This is a genomic window from Bradyrhizobium sp. SZCCHNGR1005 (assembly GCF_032489995.1).
Taxonomy (GTDB): domain Bacteria; phylum Pseudomonadota; class Alphaproteobacteria; order Rhizobiales; family Xanthobacteraceae; genus Bradyrhizobium.
In genome coordinates this window covers 677,484-694,845 of record NZ_JAUEZC010000001.1, presented here as the reverse complement: position 1 = coordinate 694,845, position 17,362 = coordinate 677,484, and the positions used below count along the sequence as shown (strand labels likewise).

Here is a 17,362-nt window from a genome sequence, read left to right as displayed (position 1 = left end):
CTGAGGGGATTTTATGTCGGATATTGCGGTGAGACCCGCCACAGGGGTCGTCTCCAAGGGAAGCTTGACGGAGGACTGGCTGGCGCTCGTGATCGGCGTGCTGGTCTTCGCACTCGCTCTGTTCAGCCTAGCCGGCACCGATCTGCTCGGCTGGGCGGTGACGACGTCGGTCTATACCGACATCGGCAAGGCGCTGGCACCGGTCGCCAAGGGCTATGCGGCGCTCGGCGGTCTCGGTGCGCTGATTGCGACCTTTGCATCGCTGCTGGTCGTACTCACAGCCGGGGTTGCGGCGCTGGGCGGCGACGTCAAGCGTTTCGCGCTCGCTTTCACCGTCGTATTCGCGATCGCCTATGCGAGCTGGATCGTCGGCAGCTATGCCTATGTTGCGGCAGTTACGCCGGCGGAGCAGCAGAAATTCGGCATTGCCTGGTCGCTGAAGCTGACCAATGAGGGCGGCTTCGTCGTCGCGCTGCTGTCGGGCCTGGTGATCGCCAATTTCTTCCCGCGTTTTGCCGAGTGGCTGAAGGAGGCGATCCGCCCCGAACTCTACATCAAGATCGCGATCGTGATCCTCGGCGCCACCATCGCGGTCACCGCAGCGGGCCGGCTCAACCTCGCGTCCTCGGTCCTGCTGCGCGGCGTCGCCGCCATCATCGAGGCCTATCTGATCTATTGGTCGGTGGTGTATTTCGTCGCCCGCAGATTCTTCGGCTTCAGCCGCGAATGGTCGGTGCCGCTCGCATCGGGCATCTCGATCTGCGGCGTGGCCGCGGCGATCGCCACCGGCGGCGCCATCCGCGCGCGCCCCTCGGTGCCGATTTTGGTCTCCTCGCTGGTTGTCGTGTTCGCGGTGGTGGAGATCCTGATCCTGCCGTTCCTGGCGCAGACCTTGCTGTGGCAGGAGCCGCTGGTCGCCGGCGCCTGGATGGGCCTTGCGATCAAGACCGATGGCGCGGCGGTGGCCGGCGGCGGCATCACGGAATCGCTGATCATGGCCAAGGCGGCTGCCGAAGGCATCAAATATCAGCCGGGCTGGATTCTCGCGACCACCGCCACCGTGAAGGTGTTCATCGACATCTTCATCGGCATCTGGGCCTTCATCCTCGGCTATATCTGGACCAACTACATCACCCCTCGCGCCGACAAGGCAAAGACCTCCGAGATCTGGGAGCGATTCCCGAAATTCATTCTCGGCTTCGTGGTCGTGTTCGCAATCTCGCTCTGGCTTGCGGTCGGCACCACGCCCGAGATCGCGAAGGCGCTGCCTGCGGCGGCGGGCGAGGCCAATGTGTTCCGGGTGATCTTCTTCATCCTGACCTTCTTCTCGATCGGCGTGCTGTCGGATTTCCGCAAGCTCTGGCAGGACGGTTTCGGCAAGCTCGCCGCGGTCTATGTGGTCAGCCTGTTCGGCTTCGTGATCTGGGTCGGCTTACTGATTTCCTGGCTGTTCTTCAGCGGCATCAAGCCGCCGCTCGCCAGCTGAGTTCGAGGAGAAGTGGCCATGTCAGCCAATGATCTGAATGCGCAGAACAACAATGGGGCCGAGCCGCTGCTGCCGATCGAGAAGAAGCTGATCGGCTACAGCCTCGGCCTCGGCATCGTGCTGTTGGTGATCCTGGTCGCGATCAATCACCTGTATCCGGCACAGCTTTGACAAGCGCGTAGTTCAACCGATCGAGTCATTTGCGAGGCGCCGAATGCGACAAAGCAATCCAGGCTGCTTTCCTGGCCCTGGATTGCTTCGCTTCGCTCGCAATGACGATGTCGAGATCGTGCCTTGAAGTAGATGCGTAGGGTGGGCAAAGGCGCGAATGCGCCGTGCCCACGTTGTGCTCGCTGGTCTCGAAGCGTGGGCACTCTTCGCTTTGCTCACCCTAAGATTCTACGGATCTCGCTGCTACACCACGTGGAAATTCGACACCGAGTCATTGGCGAGCTGTGCCACCAGCTGCAGCTCCCAGTCGATATAGGCCTGCATCGCCGCTGACGCGTTGTCGGTGCCTTCATAGGGACGCTTGTAGACGTCGTTTGCATCCGAGATCCACGACGGCCGATCGCGATCGAGCTCACGGCCGGATGCGGTCCAGGCGCGCGTGCCGCCGCTGAGCACGCGGAACTGGCGTTTCGTCGCCGTTCGTGCGTCGGCCAGCGCAAAGGCGGCCTCGGCTCCATCCTCACTGGTGAGCACGATTCCGCCGTCACCCGGCAGCTTCGCGATGTCCTCGGCAAAGCGGGACGCCAGCACGAAATGCGCGCCGGGAATGTGGCCGGCCTTATAGGTCGGGCTGCGGGTGAGATCGACGATGGTCCAGGCGGAGGGATCGGCGGCAAGCTCATCGGCGCTGATCGCCGCCTCGCCGATATCGGGAAGGCGCGGCCGACGTGGCGGACGAACGCCGGCGTCGTCTGCCGCGATGACATCGGGACCGACGATCGACGCATCCCATCCCATCTGCACCAGCCAGGATGCCGTCATCCGGGCGCGCACGCCGTCATCATCGAACAGCACCAGGCGGGCACCACGTACGCCGATCCATTCGTCGAGGGCCTGCACCAGCTGGCCGCCTGGCGCGGAGACGAAGCCATCTGGATGCGAGGCGGCATATTCCTCGGGCGTGCGAACATCCAGGCAATACAGCGTGCGCTGGCCAGCTTCTGCGCGCAGCCGCTCGAATGCCGTGCGATCGAGGCTCTTGACCCCGACCCGCTCGGCCCAGGCCTTCGCATCCTCCAACGCCGCGGCGTAGCTCGCCTGCGGCCGCTCCAGAAACCGCGCGGTCTTGCCGCGCTCGACCTGATGGCCGGCCAGGGTCCATCCGATGGTGCCGTTGCGCAGCGCGTAGATTCGGTTCGGCAGCCCTGCGTTGATCAGCGACTGGGTGCCGACGATCGAGCGCGTGCGCCCGGCGCAGTTGACGATGATCGTGGTGTCGGATGACGGCGCGATCTCGCGTGCGCGATAGGCGAGCTCGCCGCCGGGCACGCTGATCCCGCGCGGAATGCTCATGGTGCGGTATTCCTCGAAGCGGCGGGCATCGAGCACGACGAGGTTGGACTCCGTCTCGATCAGCGCCTTGGCCTCGTCGGCCGAAAGGGACGGCGTATGCCTGACCGCCTCCACCAATTCGCCAAAGGCCTTGCTCGGCACGTTGACGTCGCGGAACACTTCGCCGACCCACGCGTACCCGGCAAGCCCGCCGTCGAGGATCGCGACGTCCGTATAGCCGAGCGCCTTGATCCGCGGCACCGCGCGCGCGGCATAGCCTTCACCATCGTCATAGACGACGACAGGGGCGGAGAGCCTCGGCACCAGGTCGAGAATCCGTAGCTCGATCTGCGACAGCGGCAGCGAGACCGCGAAGAACGGATGCGACAGCGAGTAGGGGCCTTCCTCGCGCACATCGAGCAGCGCAACTTCATCGCCTGCGCGCCAGCGCAGGCGCAGCTCGGTCGGCGATAACAGCGCTGTCCGTTCAGGCAGGGTGACCGGGCCAGAGGTTTGGTACAGTGTCATTCGAATATCCGGAAATGAAATCGCGGGCAGCGCCAGTCTCCGCGTCGTACACCGCGCGGCGGATACGACCGATATTGCCGCCATAGACGTGTATGCTGATCGAGGACGCGTCCGACAGGCCATTCGAGATCGCGTGGATATCGCCGATTGCAGGCGATACCGCGGCGACTTGGCCGGCCGTCAGCCGTTCGGGTGCGCCGGCACGGAGCGAGCCGTCAGGCTGCTGTTGGTAACGCACCGAAATCTCTTCTCCCCGCAGCACCCCGACCAGGCCCCAGACGCGATGATCATGGATCGGCGTGCCCTGGCCCGGGCCCCAGACAAAGCTCACAATCGAGAAGCGGTCAAGCGGGTCCGCGTAGAGCAGATGCTGCCGATAATGGTCGCCTGCCGTACTCGCGGAGACCTCGGGAAGCCAGTCATCGTGCCGGATCAGGTCTTCCAGCCTTGGCGCCAGCTGCGCGAGGATCGTGGCTTCGCTGGTTTCGTTCTGCAAAAGGCGCGCCGTGTCGACGACGAAGGTGCGCAACCTCGTAATGTCACTCATCCCAAACCTGTTCGTCCCTGAGTGAGCTAAGGATCTGACCACGCGACGCAGTCACGGTCCTCCGGCTCACACGTGAGGGCCGAGCATTGCGATGTAGAAGAGATCCTCGGCCGACAGCTGCGCTGGCATGCCCGGATGTCTCGCGGTCTGCCGCCCTTGCGGGCCGTGCGTCGGAATGAGGCGATAGATCCAGTGACCGAACCACGAGACGTAGCGCACGAGGACCTCCACGCAAGCTTCGGCATCCCGTTTGGATAGCACGAGGCTGCTGCCGTCGAACATAGCCAAATCCGCGCTCGCGCAAGTTTGGCAGGATCATGCCTGCTGGAGTGCGTCCTCAGCTGATTCATTTTGCGTCACGCGCGTTGCGCATCGGTTCGCTTCCGCTGTCTCCTCGGCACGATCCGCGCCTGTCGGCTGCAGCCGCTCCCGCCAATGCGTCCTGAAGGCCAGCCACGACGCGGTGTCCTGGAAGGCGACTTCGGCGAACCATTCGACGGTGAGCGCGCCACTTGGCCACAGGCGTTCCTGGTCGTGCCAGCAGACGACCGGCCAACGCGGATTGCGATAGGCGCGGCCCGAGGCGTCGTGCAGCGACGGGCGGCCGAGGTGATCGATCAGCCAATTCATCACCTCGGGCAGGAAGGTCGCTGCGAAGGAGACGCCGTGGCGGCCGATCCTCTGCGGCATCCGCATCACGCACTGGTCGATGATCGCGAACGCCGGCGGCACCGCGCCGGAGTTGAATTGCCGGATCATCAGCAGGCGGAAGCCGCACTCGCCCAGTTCAGCAGGCTCGGCCTGAATGGCGCTCGGTTGCAGCGGAGCCGTCATGTTCATACCAGTGCTCCCTTTGCCTGCCTGAGCATGTCATCGGATGTCAGCAGCGCGCCGTCGCGCACGACGATCGCGTCGAACTCCCGCATGAAAGCCGCACACACGGCCAGCGCGGCCGCTTCCTCGCGCGGATCGCCGCCCCATTTGCAGGAGATCGCCACGTCGCGGTCGCCGATCGCGCTCTGCAGCGCGGGCGTTGCTGCAAGCTCGGCGGCCGCGTCCTTGAATCGCAGGTCGAAGCCGGCGTCCTCGCCGTCGAGCGTGCAGGGCAGATAGCCGGCCGTTTCGAACGGGGCATAAGCATCGTCGAGCATCAACGCGAATGGCAGGCGATCGATCGCCTGCTGCAGCGCCTTGCGCGCCGGAACGTCAGCGCGTTTCAGATAGGCCGTCAGTGCACGCGCCATCGCATTCCTCCCTCGCGATCTGCACGCTGCCTTCCACAGTGCGCAAACCACCCCAGCGCGGAACCGGACATTGGCCGACATCCGACGCACGACATTCGACAAACCGGTGAATACGGCCGGTTGTATCGTGCAAATCAAATTTCGTGCCAGTTAGTGGATGCTGCGGCCGTGCTCGGTCTGGTCGTCCACGCTCGCGGCGAATTGGGCAATCGCGCTGGATTGGTGATGGACCATGCGCCAGGCTCCGTCGACGCGCCGGAAATAATTGGTGGCTGCGAGCGGCGCACCGTCGACGAGTTCGATGCAGACGACGCGGCCGTGGTCGCCATCGACGATCGCATAGGGGTCCGCGCAGACGATTTGCGGCCGCGCGGCATTCTTCAGGATCTCGCGCCAGCTGCCGATCACGCCGGCGCGGCCGACGATCGCCGGCCAGCCCGGGTGAATGCAGGAGATCGTCTCCTGATCGGACCAGACCGCGGCGAGCGCGACAAAGTCGCCGGCCGCGAAGGCTACGTAGAAGGCCGCATTGGCGGCGATGATCTCGCTGGCGTCGCTCATATCCATGGCCTGGGCCAAGGTGGTGCGGAAATCAAGCAGCAATTGGACGGACGCGCGCCCGTCGGGCATTGCGCGAATCTTGCAAGGCCGTCCTTGCAACGCATCATGCGAGGTCTTGACCATGCTCGAAACGGCCATTGTCGGGGGTGGATTGTGCGGATTGGCACTGGCGCGCAGCCTGCAGCAAAGGGGAACGACGTTCGCGTTGTTCGAAGCCCGACACAGGCTTGGCGGACGGATCCTGTCGGTCGCGGCCGGCTCCGGGCTGGCGCTCGACCTCGGCCCGACCTGGTTCTGGCCGGAGACGCAGCCGCTGCTCACGAGCCTGATCGGCGAACTCGGGCTGGTCCATTTCCCTCAGCATGATGACGGCACGGTGCTGCACCTGACCGACGCCGACAAGGCGGCCCAGCAGATCAGCGGGCCGCCAATCCATCAGGGCGCGCAGCGGGTGCAGGGCGGCATGGCCAGCCTGGTCGCCACGCTGGCGCGCGAGCTGCCGCAGGAGCAAATCCATCTCGGCTATGAGCTGACGCGCATCGTCGATTGCGCGACCCACGTCCGGCTCGTCTTCGCGACCGCGACCGAGTCCGTCGCCATCGATGCCAAGCGGGTCGTCCTGGCCGTGCCGCCGCGTCTCTTGGCCGACCGCGTCAGCTTTTCGCCGGAGCTCGACGAGGCGACGTCGGAGGCGATGCACAATGCCGCGACCTGGATGGCGGCGCAGGCCAAGGTACTGATTGCCTATGACCGCGCACATTGGCGCGACAAGGGCCATTCCGGCAACGCGTTCGTCAGCCATGAACAGGCGGTGGTCGGCGAGATCTTCGACGCCTGCGATGCCGACGGAGCCAAGGCCGCGCTCGGAGGCTTCCTGGCATTCTCACCGGAGCTGCGCGAGACCTTCACAGTCGGGCTTCCGATGCTGATGGCGAGCCAGATGGTGCAGCTGTTCGGATCGGCACTCGACGATGGTGAGCAGCATTATCAGGACTGGGCGAGCGAGCGCTTCACCTGCAGCGCTGCTGACCGTTCCGATCCGCCTGGCGAGCACATCGAGATCGCCAATCCGATGCTGCGCAGGGCGCTGTGGGACGGCCGGCTGCATCTCGGCTCCGCCGAGACCGCAAGTCACGCGGCCGGCTATCTCGAGGGCGCAGTCAACGCCGCCAGGCGGATCGAGCGTGCGCTGGCGCGGAGCAACTCCGCGACGGAAGGCAGCACGGCGCGCCCGCAGATCGCGATCGATTCCGGTTTGTCAGGCAATGCCGCAAGTCTGGCCTGGTTCGCCTCCTGGGTGATCGCGCAGCGCGATCCTGCTTTCGATGATTACCGGCAGCGGCTCACGCGCAGCCTCGCCGCGCAGCAGCGCGAGCAGCTGACGCAGCTGGCTGTTCTGGGCGTCATGGAATCCGTATTCGCCGCTGCACTCAAGGTGCTGGAGGCGCTGAGCCTCGACATGCGCGACGTCGCGGTCGAGCGCGGCCGGTCCGCCCTGACGCCGGAGGTGCAGAAGCCGTTCCGCGACTTCATGCAGTCGCTGCTCGACGATGCCGTCGCCTTCAATCGTACCTCCTGCGCGCTGTCGAACTTCCCGCACGAGCACAAGCCCTCGAAGGACTACGTGCAGGCCATTCTGCGCGACATCGCCGCCGCCTGGCAGGAATTCTCGCTCGCGGCCAATCGGTTGCTGCTGATGAAGGCGGAGGCGGCGGCGCGCCAGCCGAGCGGCGTAGCGTCGTGAGCATGACCCGAACTGACAGGTATGATGTCGCATGAAGCTGCAGATCGAACGGCCCTTCATCGAAACGATGGCCGCGGCGTTTCCGCATCTTGCACCGCTCAAGGAGCAATTGCGGTTCGGGGACAAGGTCGAGGTCGACTTTGCGCAGCTTGCGAGCGCTGAAGTCGACGCGCTGCGCGCGTCCTATCAGCAGGCCGGACCCGAGTTCCACGCCCGCGCCGCCCATCTCGCGACCCTGCAACGCGCCCTCGCCGATACCGGAACGCGCTTCGCAGAGAATGAGCTCGAATCCGTGTTGCCGGCGATCGCCCGCTATCTGATCGCGGACGCGATCCGCGGCTGGATGTTCACCGCCAATGTCGCGAGCCGGCCGCTGCCCTATGTGGTCACTCGGCTCGACTATACGGCGCCATCGAACGACGAGGCGGGCCGCGTCTTTATCGAGCTGAAGGCGAACGCCAAGGGCGCGATCACGACCGCCACGTTGCGGATTTCCGCCGGCGACATCGTCGGCAGGACGGTTGCGGAGATCTTCGCCGCCAAGGGCTTCCTGAAGGAAACGCCCGAGCTGATTGCGGCCTATGACGAGACCACCGAGAGCTATTTCGCTTGGCGCGGCCGCTACGGCGCGCAATTTTCCGGCCGCGGCACCGGCTTCTTCGCCGACGATCCGAACTCGTCGCATCGCGACATCGACTGGTCGCGCAAGGACGTGATCGTGCTGTCGTCCGGCGGCGGCGCGGCGCGGCTGGTCAACGACGAAGGCATTCTGACGGAGCGGGCCCTGACCTTGGAAGTCACCGGAGACATCCTCGGGCAATATCTGCGGAAAGCGGCCAAGAGCAATATCTATGAAGCCGAGGAGGAGGTCGAGCAATCCCGCGCCGCGATTCCGAAGGGCCTGTTCTGCCGCATTCCGGTGCATCCCTACATGCTCATGTTCCATCTCGAACTGCACCATTATATCTGGGTGCACGCCGATGACATGGAGCCTTATGCCTACCAGCCCGACCTGAAGCAGAAGCTGGTGCTTCCGGAGGAGCAGACCGACCTGATCGACATCCTCACGGCCGAGATGGATCTGCTGATGGACGACATCGTCGCCGGCAAATCCGGAGGCACCACGGTGCTGTGTGCGGGCCCGCCCGGCGTCGGTAAGACGCTGACGGCGGAAGTCTATGCCGAGATCATCGGCCGGCCGCTGTACCGGGTGCATTCCGGGCAGCTCGGTCTCAACGTCGCCGCGATGGAGAATGCGCTGAAGGAGGCGCTGACCCGTGCGCAGCGCTGGGGCGCGGTGATGCTGATCGACGAGGCCGACGTCTACATCAAGCGCCGCGAGGACGACATGACCATGAACGCGGTCGTCGGCGTGTTCCTGCGCGTGCTCGAATATTTCAATGGGCTTCTGTTCCTGACCACCAACCGCATCGACGACATCGACGAGGCCATCGTGTCGCGCTGCATCGCGCTGATCAAGTTCACCTCCCCGGACGCCGAGGCGCGCCGCCGCATCTGGCAGGTCATGAGCGAGCAGTTCGGCCTCAAGGTCGAGATCGCGCTGGTCGATGTCCTGGTCGAGACGTTTCCGGGCGCTTCCGGGCGCGACATCAAGGGCCTGGCGAAACTGGTCGCCAAATATTGCCACCACAAAGGCGTTCGGCCGACGATCGAGGTGTTCCGGCGCTGCGCGATCTTCCGCGGCATCGATCTCGGCGACGACGTGGCGCTTGCGGCGGAGTAGGCGCGGTCTACACGGCCTGCCCGAGCGTGGCCGGATTGTAGCCCTCCTCGCGTAGGACTTGCTGAACGACGGGGCGCGCGAGCATCCGCTTGTAATGCGCGGCGAGGTTTGCGGGCAGGGTAATGCCGGTCTTGTCGGCCCAGAATTCGACATAGAACAGGATCGGATCGGCGACGGTGAAGGCGTCGCCCAGATAGGGGCGCTCATCGAGCATCTTGTTCAAGACCGCAAAGCCCTTGATCACGATATTGCGGCCGAGTGCTCGCACCGATTCCTGATCGGCTTCATTGCGGCTGAAGGTAGGGGTGGCGAAGATGCGTGCGAAGCCATGGCCGTGCACCGTGCCGGCGATGTAGCTCATGGCCTCGATCAGCCGGGTTTCGGTCTCGACATCGGCAGGCCAAAGCTTGCCGCACCGTCGCGTCCGCCCGAGCCAATAGGCGATCGCGGGGACCTCGGTGAGCACGCTGCCGTCATCGCGAACCAGAGCGGGGATCGTCGATTTCGGATTGATCGCGACATAGTCCGGCTTGAAATTGTCGCCGGCAGGCAGGTTGACGATGTAGGCCTCGAACACCTCTTCCAGCTCTTCGAGGATGATGTGGATGCCGGTCGAGCACGAGCCCGGCGTCATGTAGAATTTCATGATGGCCATCATTGTCCCCATACCGGATGGCGCACCGGCGCGCCCACCCGGCATGCTTCATGCAAGGATCGGTGCAGTTGTCTCTGTCGTGAGGATTGTGAGAGGGCGAGCCATGACACCCCGCGAACCGGATGTCTTCGTTATTTGTTCCGCGAGGAGCATCGCGCCCGGTGACGCCAAGGCCTTCAGCCTGTCGCGCATCGGCGACAATGGTGAGGCGCGGCCGTTCCCGATCGTGATCGTCCATACGGCCGCTGGTGGCTTCGTCGGTTACGTCAATTCCTGCCCGCATGAGGGCAAGTGGCTCAACATCGGCAGCGGCCAGTTCTTCAATGACGACCGTAGCCTGCTGAAATGCGGCCGCCACGGCGCGACGTTCGAGATCGAGAGCGGCGCCGCTATCGACGGTCCGTGCAAGGGGGAGAGTCTCGAGCCCATCGCGCTTGCAGTGGTGGACGGTGATGTCTGCCTGTGCGGCGTCACGCTGGTCGAGGACGACGGAATTCCGGATCCGTTCGAGGAGCTGGACGATACCATGGAGATCATGATCCATCCGGATTAGTCAACCATTGATGCTGCTGTTGTGGGGCGCCCTTCGAGACGCCGCGCTTTGCGCGGCTCCTCGGGCAAGGTCTTGAATTGGCGGCATGCTAGATCCGTAGGATGGGCAAAGCGAAGCGTGCCCAGCGTAAGCAGCAAACAGATCATTGGCGGGCACGGCGCATTCGCGCCTTTGCCCGCCCTACGCATCTCCAGGTCATGGCGCGCGATATCGACGGTCCCAACTCCGCTAAAACCCGTCCTCCTTCTTTCCCCATGGGTGGCTGCCTGGAACCAGCGGGGCCTTGATGCCGGCCTTCTCGACGTCGGCGACCGTCTTGAAATAGGTGGCTTCGTGCACCAGGGTCCCGGTCTTGGTCGTGATTGCGACATAGCGCGCGACCATATCCGTCTCGCAGAGATACCCCCCGCCCGGATCGGCGGTGCTGCGCAGATTGCCGTCCCAATCCACGAAAAAGCCTGCGGGCTCCGACATTCACCTTATCTCCTATCTTGGGCTGAGCTCAGGGCTCGCTATCATCGGACACGAGGCTGCTGAACGCCGCCGCGACGATCGCTTGGCAGTTCAGCAGCCGTTGATATTCGGCCTTGCCGACCACGACGGTGTCAGCCGGTTCGTCCGTGGTTGGCGTTGCCGCCTGCACCGCCTCGAACAGCGCCTTTTCCAGCTGATAGATTCGTTCGCTGGCGCGCTCGAGATACGGCACCGGGTTGGCCCGCACGTTGGCTTCGTGCAGCGCGTTGAGGCTCAAGAGCTTGCGGAAGCGCCGCTCGGTCTGGCGCAGCTTGAGGCCGAAATCGTGTTCGATGATGCTCATGCGCTCGCCTCGCGCAGGGGGGCAGCGCCTGCTTGCCTCGCGCGGCGCAGCAGCTGCAGGCATTCGAGCGAGGCGGCCATATCGAGTGCCGTGAAACCATCGAGCGTCTCGGTGCCGGTGGCGGCGCCCTTGGCCAACAGGTGTGCGACCACGCCGGCCTTGCCGGATGATGATGCATACATCAGCGCGGTCGCGCCATTGTCGTTGCGGTTGTCGATATCGATGCCCGCCTCGACCAACACATCGATGGCGTCGAGATGGCTGCCGACGCAGGCGAGCCACAACGCGTTGTTGCCGTCGGCATTGGTCGCTGCGATCGCGGCGCCTGCCGCGAGCAGTTCGCGCGTCATGGCCACGTCGCCGAGATGCGCCGCCTTCATCAGCGGCGTCGTGCGGTTGGCGATGGTCGCGTTCACGTCCTGCCCGGGGAAGCCATGGTCTGCGAGCCAGCGCGCCAGCGGCTCGCTGATAGTCACTGCGCGGCCGGCAGGGCTTTGCAGCCGCCAGGCCTCGAAGCCGCCATCGAGGCTGTAGACCTCGGTAAAGCCGAGGTCGGAGAAGGTCTGGGCATATTCCTGGCTGGCGTTGCCGTGATAGCAGTAGATCAGGACGGGTGTGCGCTTAGCCGTCGTTGTGATCAACTCCGACAGGTTGCGCTGGGTGAGATGCTGTGCGCCGTCGATGTGGGCCTGTGCGAATGAGGCCGCATCGCGGACGTCGAAGCGCAGCACGTCGCCGCGCTGCAAGAGCTCCGCTGCGAACCCGACGTCGATGCGTTGAAAGGGAATGCGCGGTCTCATGACAGAACTCCCGCTTCGTTGCGCATGCGGCCGGGATAGGCGGCGAGCGTTGTGATGCGACTGTCGGTCAAGGGCTGGCCGACGGTGAAGTGATAGATCGTCTGGAATTCTTGCGTCGTGATGCCCAGCATCTCGTGCACGGAATCGTCGAAGAAGCAGCCGATGCCGGTGCCGCGCAGGCCCGCCGCTTCGGCCTGCAGATACAGCACCTGGCCGAGCAGCCCGGCTTCCCAATGCAGTTGGCGGTAGCGCCAGGGATTGGCGCGCACGAGGCCTTCGAACTCGGCGAGCATGGCCAGCGCAAAGCAGCTGTCGCCGGCGATCGCCTGGTGGCAGCTTGCGGTGCGGATCACGCCGCGGCAGTCGGTCGGCAGCAGCCGGAACAGCGGAAGATGCGCGGGAGCGCCGTCGACGCGCCGCCAGTCGAAATCGGCGCGTAGCGCTCGGCGCAGCGCATGCTCGGCATCGGCACGCCTCGGCAGCGCATAGACGCCAGGCGCGACGCCCTCGACCCGATGCACGAATAGGATCGGATGCAGCCGGGGCGTGAAGCGCCAGAGATCCCACGGCAGCGTCGGCCGTGGCAGCAGCGCATCGAGGAGGTGATAGAACTGATCGCCGCGCATGGTGAACCTGGCATCGAAGCGCTGTGCGCTGCGGCGCCCGAGGATGATCTCGGCCGCACGTGCGTCCGACGTAGTGTGGAGAGGCGGGCAGGGCGGCGAGGCCTCGGCGTCGCCGTGACCTTCGCCTGTCGTCGCTGCACTGACCTCCGTGATCACCGGCCAGCGATAAAGCGGATGGGGATCGAGCCGGTTGGCTTGCCCACTCCACTGGTCCGCCGCCGCGTGAGCCTCGGGCGCGGCAGGCGGAGCACCAGCCGCATCACGCGGCTCGATCGCGAGCAACAACTCGGCATCTTCCGCTTCGACGCCGGAAAAATCCGAAGCGCGATCGAGTCCCATCGATGCAGCCAGCGCTCGACTGTCGGCATCTTCGACCACACGGCTGCGCCAGCCCAGCGCCGCGGCGGCGTAGGCGATGGCGCCGAGCGCGTGGCCGACGTCGAGCTGGCAATAGCGGAAGGCGCGCTCGCCGTATTTCCAGGCTTCGCGCCAATGGATCGACGAGAGGCCAAGCCAGAGGCGTGACGGTCCTTGCGATGGCGCCGTGCGTCTGCAGCGCTGCTCGAGTACGTGATCGCGGCTCACATAGTGATGGAGTCCGTCAGCGAGACCGCCGACGTTCTCCGCGATGACATAGGCCTCGGTCGGATGCAGATTGCCGCTGGAGGGATTGCAGCGCAGCGCCCAGCGATCGGGGGCGAACTCTTTCCAGGCAGCCAGCCCGAACGAGAGTTCGAGCAGCAAAGCGATGTTGTCGATCGTGAGCGGCGCAGATGGCGTGCCCGCCTCATGGAGCTGCGCGAACGTGGTCGCCAGCCGATCCGAGGTCAGCGGCAGCGCGATGCGTGCGGCGTCGGCGAACTCGCGGAATGGATTGGGCTGTGCGTCCCAATCCAACGTCTCGGGGCCGGCGGCATAGGCTTTGAGGCTATGCTTGGTGCGGACGTGATAGCTCAAGGTGAGCTCGGCGTCCGTCGCAGGCCTTGGAGCAATGGAAGTCGGCACGCAATATTCCTCTCGCAGAGCGGGCGCGCACAGCGCCCGCTCACGGTTGGTGGCCGTAGTCCGGCCGTCTCCGATGTAGCAAGTTCTATTCCCGATTCCGCCGAGGGCCATGGGGCAGAACGGGAGCGCGAATCCGTCTGCGGGCGGGATCAGGATTGTTCGATTCCGGACAGAGCTATGCGCTCTGTCCGATTCAGAACATCGTAATCTTCATTGCGTCACGACAGGCTCGGAGCGTTCCCGCAATGTCAGGGCTTCGACCTTGGCCTTGATCGAGAGCCATGTCCGGTGCGCTTCCAGCTTGTGGCCGATCTTGAAGCTCGATGCCATCTGGTCCGCAAAGGCGGCGCCATCGCTGCCATATTGCTCGGCGATGATCCAGGCGGTCCGCCAATGATCGGCCTCGGAGGTCACAACAGCGCTCCCGTGTCCGGCCTTGTTACAAATCCAACACCAGCGTGTCGCCCTTCGCGCGCGAGACGCAAGGCAGGAAATAGCCCTGCGCGCGTTGCTCGGACGACAGCCGCTTGTCGCGATGATCGATCTCGCCTTCCAGCACCTTGGTCTTGCAGGTGCCGCACATGCCTTGCTCGCACGAGGTCTGGATCTTGACGCCGCTTTCTTCCAGGAAGGCCGTAACTGTCTTGTCGCCGGGGATCTTGAAGGTCGCGCCGGTCGAGGCGATCTTGACCTCGAACACCTTGTCGAGCAGGGCCGCCGCTGCCTTGGCGGTGAAACGCTCGACATGGATGCGCTCCTCGGCGAAGCCCTTCTGCTTGGCGAGCGCGATGATGGGATCCTGCCACCAATCCACCCCGCAGATGAACAGCTGCGTATCCTCGGGGCGATCTGCGAGCACGGTCGTGGGCTTCAGGAGCTGGTTGTCCTCGCTGGATTCCTTGTAAAACGTGGTGTTCTCGGCGAAGGACGACGCTTCGATGGTGCTGCGGAACGAATCCGGCGACATCAGCGCGAATACATAATGCAGCTCGAACGGGATGTTCTTCGCCTTCAAAGCGTCGGCAATGCTGAGCATCGGCGTCACGCCGATGCCGCGGGCAAGCAGCAACGCGCGCGTCGTGGTTTTCGGCACCTTCAGACGGTTGCGCGGACGGCTGACCTGTAGCTTGTCGCCTTCCTGGATGTCGAGATGCAGCGCCTTGGAGCCGCCGCGGCTGTTGGCATCCTTCCACACGCCGATGCAGTAGCGGTTGCGCTCGGATGAGCTATTCCAGAGCGAGTATTGCCGGATCAGCCCGTTCGGCAGGGTGACGTCGATATGGCTGCCCGGGGTGAACCCCGGCAGCGGCTGATCGTCTGCAGGGACCAGTTCGAACGAGGCCATGTTGTAGGCTTCGATGGCCTTCCTGGCCACGACGACTGTGTGCAGGGCGTCTGTCATTGCTCCACTCCATCAAACCAACCTGCTGATGAGGCGATGCAAGGAGGGGGCCAAGCGGAGGACGATTGGAGAGCGAGCCGCGACGCGCGTCGAGACCGCCTTGAGATTGGGCAGAGGAGCGGATCAGCTGGTCCGACGTATCGGGGGCAACTGCTCAGCGCAACGCTGCGCGCTGCAGGGTCAAGGTCGCCGAGAGACCTTCGGGCTGCCAATCATAGCTGATCGTTCCGCCCAGGCTGGTGATCGTGGCCTGGAGCAGGCGCATGCCGAAGCCGGTCGATGCGGGTTCACCGACCGCGGGGCCGCCGGTCTCGTTCCAGACCACGCGAACGAGATGATCGTCCGCGGACCAGTCGATGGATATCTTCCCGCTGTCCTGGCTCAAAGCCCCGTACTTCACGGCGTTCGTCGCCATCTCGTGGAAGATCAATGCGAGGTCGTTGATGGCGCGCTCGCCGACCACGAGCGTCGGCCCATGCGGCACGGGCGTCTCGTTGTGATAGGGCAGCAGGATGCGCTGGATGAGTTCATCGAAGGTGACGCCTTGGGCTTGATCATCTCCGAAGGATCGCCGCACCAGCGCATTGGCAACCGACAGCGCGCGAAAGCGCCCCGACAGATTGGTCTCGAGCTCATCCTTGGTGCTGGCGGCCCGCGCGGTCATGCGGACCAGTCCCTCTGCGATCGCGAAGAAATTCTTGACCCGATGGCTCATCTCGTGTGTGAGCATTTCCTGCTTTGCAAGCGCGGCCTGTAGCCGCTGCTCGCCTTGCACCATGCGCAGCGCCAGACCTGCGAAAGCCGCCAGCTCCGTCATGATGCGGGCATGGCCTTGGTGGAAGTGCCCAGGGGTCTCCGATACGATCCAGAGAGTGCCGATCTGAGCGCCGTTTTCGATCTTGAGCGGAACCAGCAGGACTTCCGGGACGGTGATGTCGGCATCCCGGATCCAATCATAGGCCAGCTCCGGCCGCGCCATCAGGATCGGACCGCCGACATCGAGGCAGACGCCGCACGGGCTGAAATTGCGCGGCGTCGTGGCCCCTTCGAACACGGCCAGCGTACCCGATAGGCCGAACCAGCGGAATTGATCTGTATCCTCTTCCAGAATGCTGATCCCGGCGGATTGCGCTGCGCAGATGTCCCTGGCGAGTTCGACCAGATGGGTCATCACGGCATCCGGCGGCCCGGACATATGCCGTGCCAGTTCGTGGACGGCCAACTTCTCGCGCAGGTAATCTGGAGGCGGCGAGACGCGGTTCGCCAGCTCGTCGGTGATGAACACGCGAGCCACTGCTTCTGGCAGCGGAGAGTGAGAAGCCACGCGGCATACCCCCGTTATGCTGCGATTATGGCAGCTATTTCTCGCGGGGGCCACCCGGAAGAGGAGAACTGTCTTGCCGGATCCGCGCGACACTGGACCGCAGAAGGCCACAAGAGCCGGTCTCGGTAATTGAATGTGTGGAATGGTAATGAGTTATGGCAATGCCGGTCGTTATCCTCAAGGTCGCGGCGTGCTTTTGTCGAACCATGTCCTGGTCCACAGATCGTCAATGGTGCTCTCTATGCAAAGTTCCGAAAGCTTCCTCCCGCCCAGCACCCCGCCGAGCGCGATACGCCCGATGACCGAGCGTGACGTGCCGGAGCTGCTTCGGCTCATGCATGCGATCGTCAGCTTCGAGCGCGGTCAGGATTTCAATCTTACCGAAGCGGAGTTGCTTCGCCGCGGCTTCGGGGAGCGGCCCGAATTCGGCGCTTATGTCGCGGATGCAGGCGGAGGGGCTCTCGCGGGCATGGCGGTGCACTACGAGATCCCGTTCATGCATACGCTGCGACCGCTGCTGATGCTGAAGTGGCTCTACGTCGATCCGCAGTGGCGAGGCGCTCGCGTCGGCCAAAGGCTGCTGCGGCAGATGGCGAGGCACGCCCGCGCGACGGGGCATGAGCGCTTCTGCTGGTTCGTGCTGAACGACAACGCAGCTGCTCAGTCGTTCTATCGCGGCCTCGGCGCGACCGAGGACCCGGAGTGGCGACGCTGGATCATGCCGGCCGAAGCTGTGAGCCGGCTGGCGGAAGGCGTGGAATGACGGCCAGCATGAAATGAAAGAGGCGCCGGCGCGGGCGCCTCAGTCGCTGTGATGATTGCG

20 protein-coding genes are annotated in these 17,362 nt (G+C 64.5%); 6 read left to right on the top strand and 14 right to left on the bottom strand.

Annotated features, from left to right (window positions below; translation table 11 throughout):
- Positions 1-28: 28 nt before the first annotated feature.
- On the top strand, positions 29-1,486 hold the full coding sequence (locus QXZ85_RS03245; protein WP_315700661.1) for a putative sulfate exporter family transporter: 1,458 nt from the start codon (positions 29-31) through the stop codon (positions 1,484-1,486).
- Positions 1,487-1,504: 18 nt separating this feature from the next.
- Entirely contained in the window at positions 1,505-1,657 is a 153-nt protein-coding gene (locus QXZ85_RS03240) for a hypothetical protein (protein ID WP_315700660.1), read from the top strand.
- A gap of 243 nt (positions 1,658-1,900) precedes the next feature.
- Here QXZ85_RS03240 and QXZ85_RS03235 read toward each other — a convergent pair whose 3' ends face one another.
- The 6 genes from QXZ85_RS03235 to QXZ85_RS03210 all read right to left on the bottom strand — a co-directional run bounded on the left by QXZ85_RS03235 (position 1,901) and on the right by QXZ85_RS03210 (position 5,869).
- On the bottom strand, positions 1,901-3,517 hold the full coding sequence (locus QXZ85_RS03235; RefSeq protein ID WP_315700659.1) for a rhodanese-like domain-containing protein: 1,617 nt from the start codon (positions 3,515-3,517) through the stop codon (positions 1,901-1,903).
- Positions 3,477-4,064 (bottom strand): cysteine dioxygenase, encoded by a 588-nt coding sequence (locus QXZ85_RS03230; RefSeq protein WP_315700658.1) that lies wholly within the window; start codon positions 4,062-4,064, stop codon positions 3,477-3,479. The genes QXZ85_RS03235 and QXZ85_RS03230 overlap by 41 nt, the downstream gene beginning before the upstream one ends.
- A 66-nt stretch (positions 4,065-4,130) precedes the next feature.
- Positions 4,131-4,346 (bottom strand): hypothetical protein, encoded by a 216-nt coding sequence (locus QXZ85_RS03225; protein WP_316193612.1) that lies wholly within the window; start codon positions 4,344-4,346, stop codon positions 4,131-4,133.
- Between the two features lie 33 nt (positions 4,347-4,379).
- Positions 4,380-4,898 carry a hypothetical protein gene (locus QXZ85_RS03220; RefSeq protein WP_315767464.1) on the bottom strand — a complete coding sequence of 173 codons (519 nt, stop codon included), beginning with the start codon at positions 4,896-4,898 and terminating at the stop codon, positions 4,380-4,382.
- Positions 4,899-4,900: 2 nt separating this feature from the next.
- A complete protein-coding gene (locus QXZ85_RS03215) occupies positions 4,901-5,308 on the bottom strand; it encodes a hypothetical protein (protein WP_315700655.1) in 408 nt (135 codons plus the stop codon).
- A gap of 150 nt (positions 5,309-5,458) precedes the next feature.
- Positions 5,459-5,869, bottom strand: a complete 411-nt coding sequence (locus QXZ85_RS03210) for a nuclear transport factor 2 family protein (protein ID WP_315703064.1) — start codon at positions 5,867-5,869, stop codon at positions 5,459-5,461.
- Positions 5,870-5,990: 121 nt separating this feature from the next.
- On the opposite strand from QXZ85_RS03210, the gene QXZ85_RS03205 reads away from it, so the two are divergent.
- On the top strand, positions 5,991-7,613 hold the full coding sequence (locus tag QXZ85_RS03205) for a flavin monoamine oxidase family protein (RefSeq protein ID WP_315767367.1): 1,623 nt from the start codon (positions 5,991-5,993) through the stop codon (positions 7,611-7,613).
- 31 nt (positions 7,614-7,644) lie between these two features.
- The gene (locus QXZ85_RS03200) at positions 7,645-9,357 is read left to right on the top strand and encodes an ATP-binding protein (RefSeq protein WP_315700653.1); all 1,713 of its coding nucleotides are present in this window, start codon (positions 7,645-7,647) and stop codon (positions 9,355-9,357) included.
- Positions 9,358-9,364: 7 nt separating this feature from the next.
- Here the strand turns inward: QXZ85_RS03200 and QXZ85_RS03195 are convergent, their stop codons facing one another.
- A complete protein-coding gene (locus QXZ85_RS03195) occupies positions 9,365-10,003 on the bottom strand; it encodes a glutathione S-transferase family protein (RefSeq protein WP_315703063.1) in 639 nt (212 codons plus the stop codon).
- Positions 10,004-10,115: 112 nt separating this feature from the next.
- Here QXZ85_RS03195 and QXZ85_RS03190 point away from each other — a divergent pair, with 112 nt between their 5' ends.
- Positions 10,116-10,565, top strand: coding sequence for a Rieske (2Fe-2S) protein (locus QXZ85_RS03190; protein ID WP_315700652.1), 450 nt, complete (start codon positions 10,116-10,118; stop codon positions 10,563-10,565).
- Positions 10,566-10,793: 228 nt separating this feature from the next.
- On the opposite strand, the gene QXZ85_RS03185 is transcribed toward QXZ85_RS03190, so the two are convergent.
- From QXZ85_RS03185 to QXZ85_RS03155, 7 genes are all read right to left on the bottom strand, one after another.
- Positions 10,794-11,039, bottom strand: a complete 246-nt coding sequence (locus QXZ85_RS03185; RefSeq protein ID WP_315700651.1) for a hypothetical protein — start codon at positions 11,037-11,039, stop codon at positions 10,794-10,796.
- A 28-nt stretch (positions 11,040-11,067) separates the two neighbouring features.
- Positions 11,068-11,382 carry a hypothetical protein gene (locus QXZ85_RS03180; protein WP_315700650.1) on the bottom strand — a complete coding sequence of 105 codons (315 nt, stop codon included), beginning with the start codon at positions 11,380-11,382 and terminating at the stop codon, positions 11,068-11,070.
- On the bottom strand, positions 11,379-12,113 hold the full coding sequence (locus QXZ85_RS03175) for an ankyrin repeat domain-containing protein (protein WP_315703062.1): 735 nt from the start codon (positions 12,111-12,113) through the stop codon (positions 11,379-11,381). The genes QXZ85_RS03180 and QXZ85_RS03175 overlap by 4 nt, the downstream gene beginning before the upstream one ends.
- Positions 12,114-12,178: 65 nt before the next feature.
- On the bottom strand, positions 12,179-13,813 hold the full coding sequence (locus QXZ85_RS03170; protein ID WP_315700649.1) for a SagB/ThcOx family dehydrogenase: 1,635 nt from the start codon (positions 13,811-13,813) through the stop codon (positions 12,179-12,181).
- 210 nt (positions 13,814-14,023) lie between these two features.
- The gene (locus QXZ85_RS03165) at positions 14,024-14,227 is read right to left on the bottom strand and encodes a hypothetical protein (RefSeq protein WP_315700648.1); all 204 of its coding nucleotides are present in this window, start codon (positions 14,225-14,227) and stop codon (positions 14,024-14,026) included.
- 25 nt (positions 14,228-14,252) lie between these two features.
- The gene (locus tag QXZ85_RS03160; RefSeq protein WP_315700647.1) at positions 14,253-15,215 is read right to left on the bottom strand and encodes a PDR/VanB family oxidoreductase; all 963 of its coding nucleotides are present in this window, start codon (positions 15,213-15,215) and stop codon (positions 14,253-14,255) included.
- Between the two features lie 154 nt (positions 15,216-15,369).
- On the bottom strand, positions 15,370-16,500 hold the full coding sequence (locus QXZ85_RS03155; RefSeq protein ID WP_315700646.1) for a sensor histidine kinase: 1,131 nt from the start codon (positions 16,498-16,500) through the stop codon (positions 15,370-15,372).
- A 337-nt stretch (positions 16,501-16,837) separates the two neighbouring features.
- Here QXZ85_RS03155 and QXZ85_RS03150 point away from each other — a divergent pair, with 337 nt between their 5' ends.
- On the top strand, positions 16,838-17,302 hold the full coding sequence (locus tag QXZ85_RS03150; RefSeq protein ID WP_315700645.1) for a GNAT family N-acetyltransferase: 465 nt from the start codon (positions 16,838-16,840) through the stop codon (positions 17,300-17,302).
- Positions 17,303-17,362: the final 60 nt, after the last annotated feature.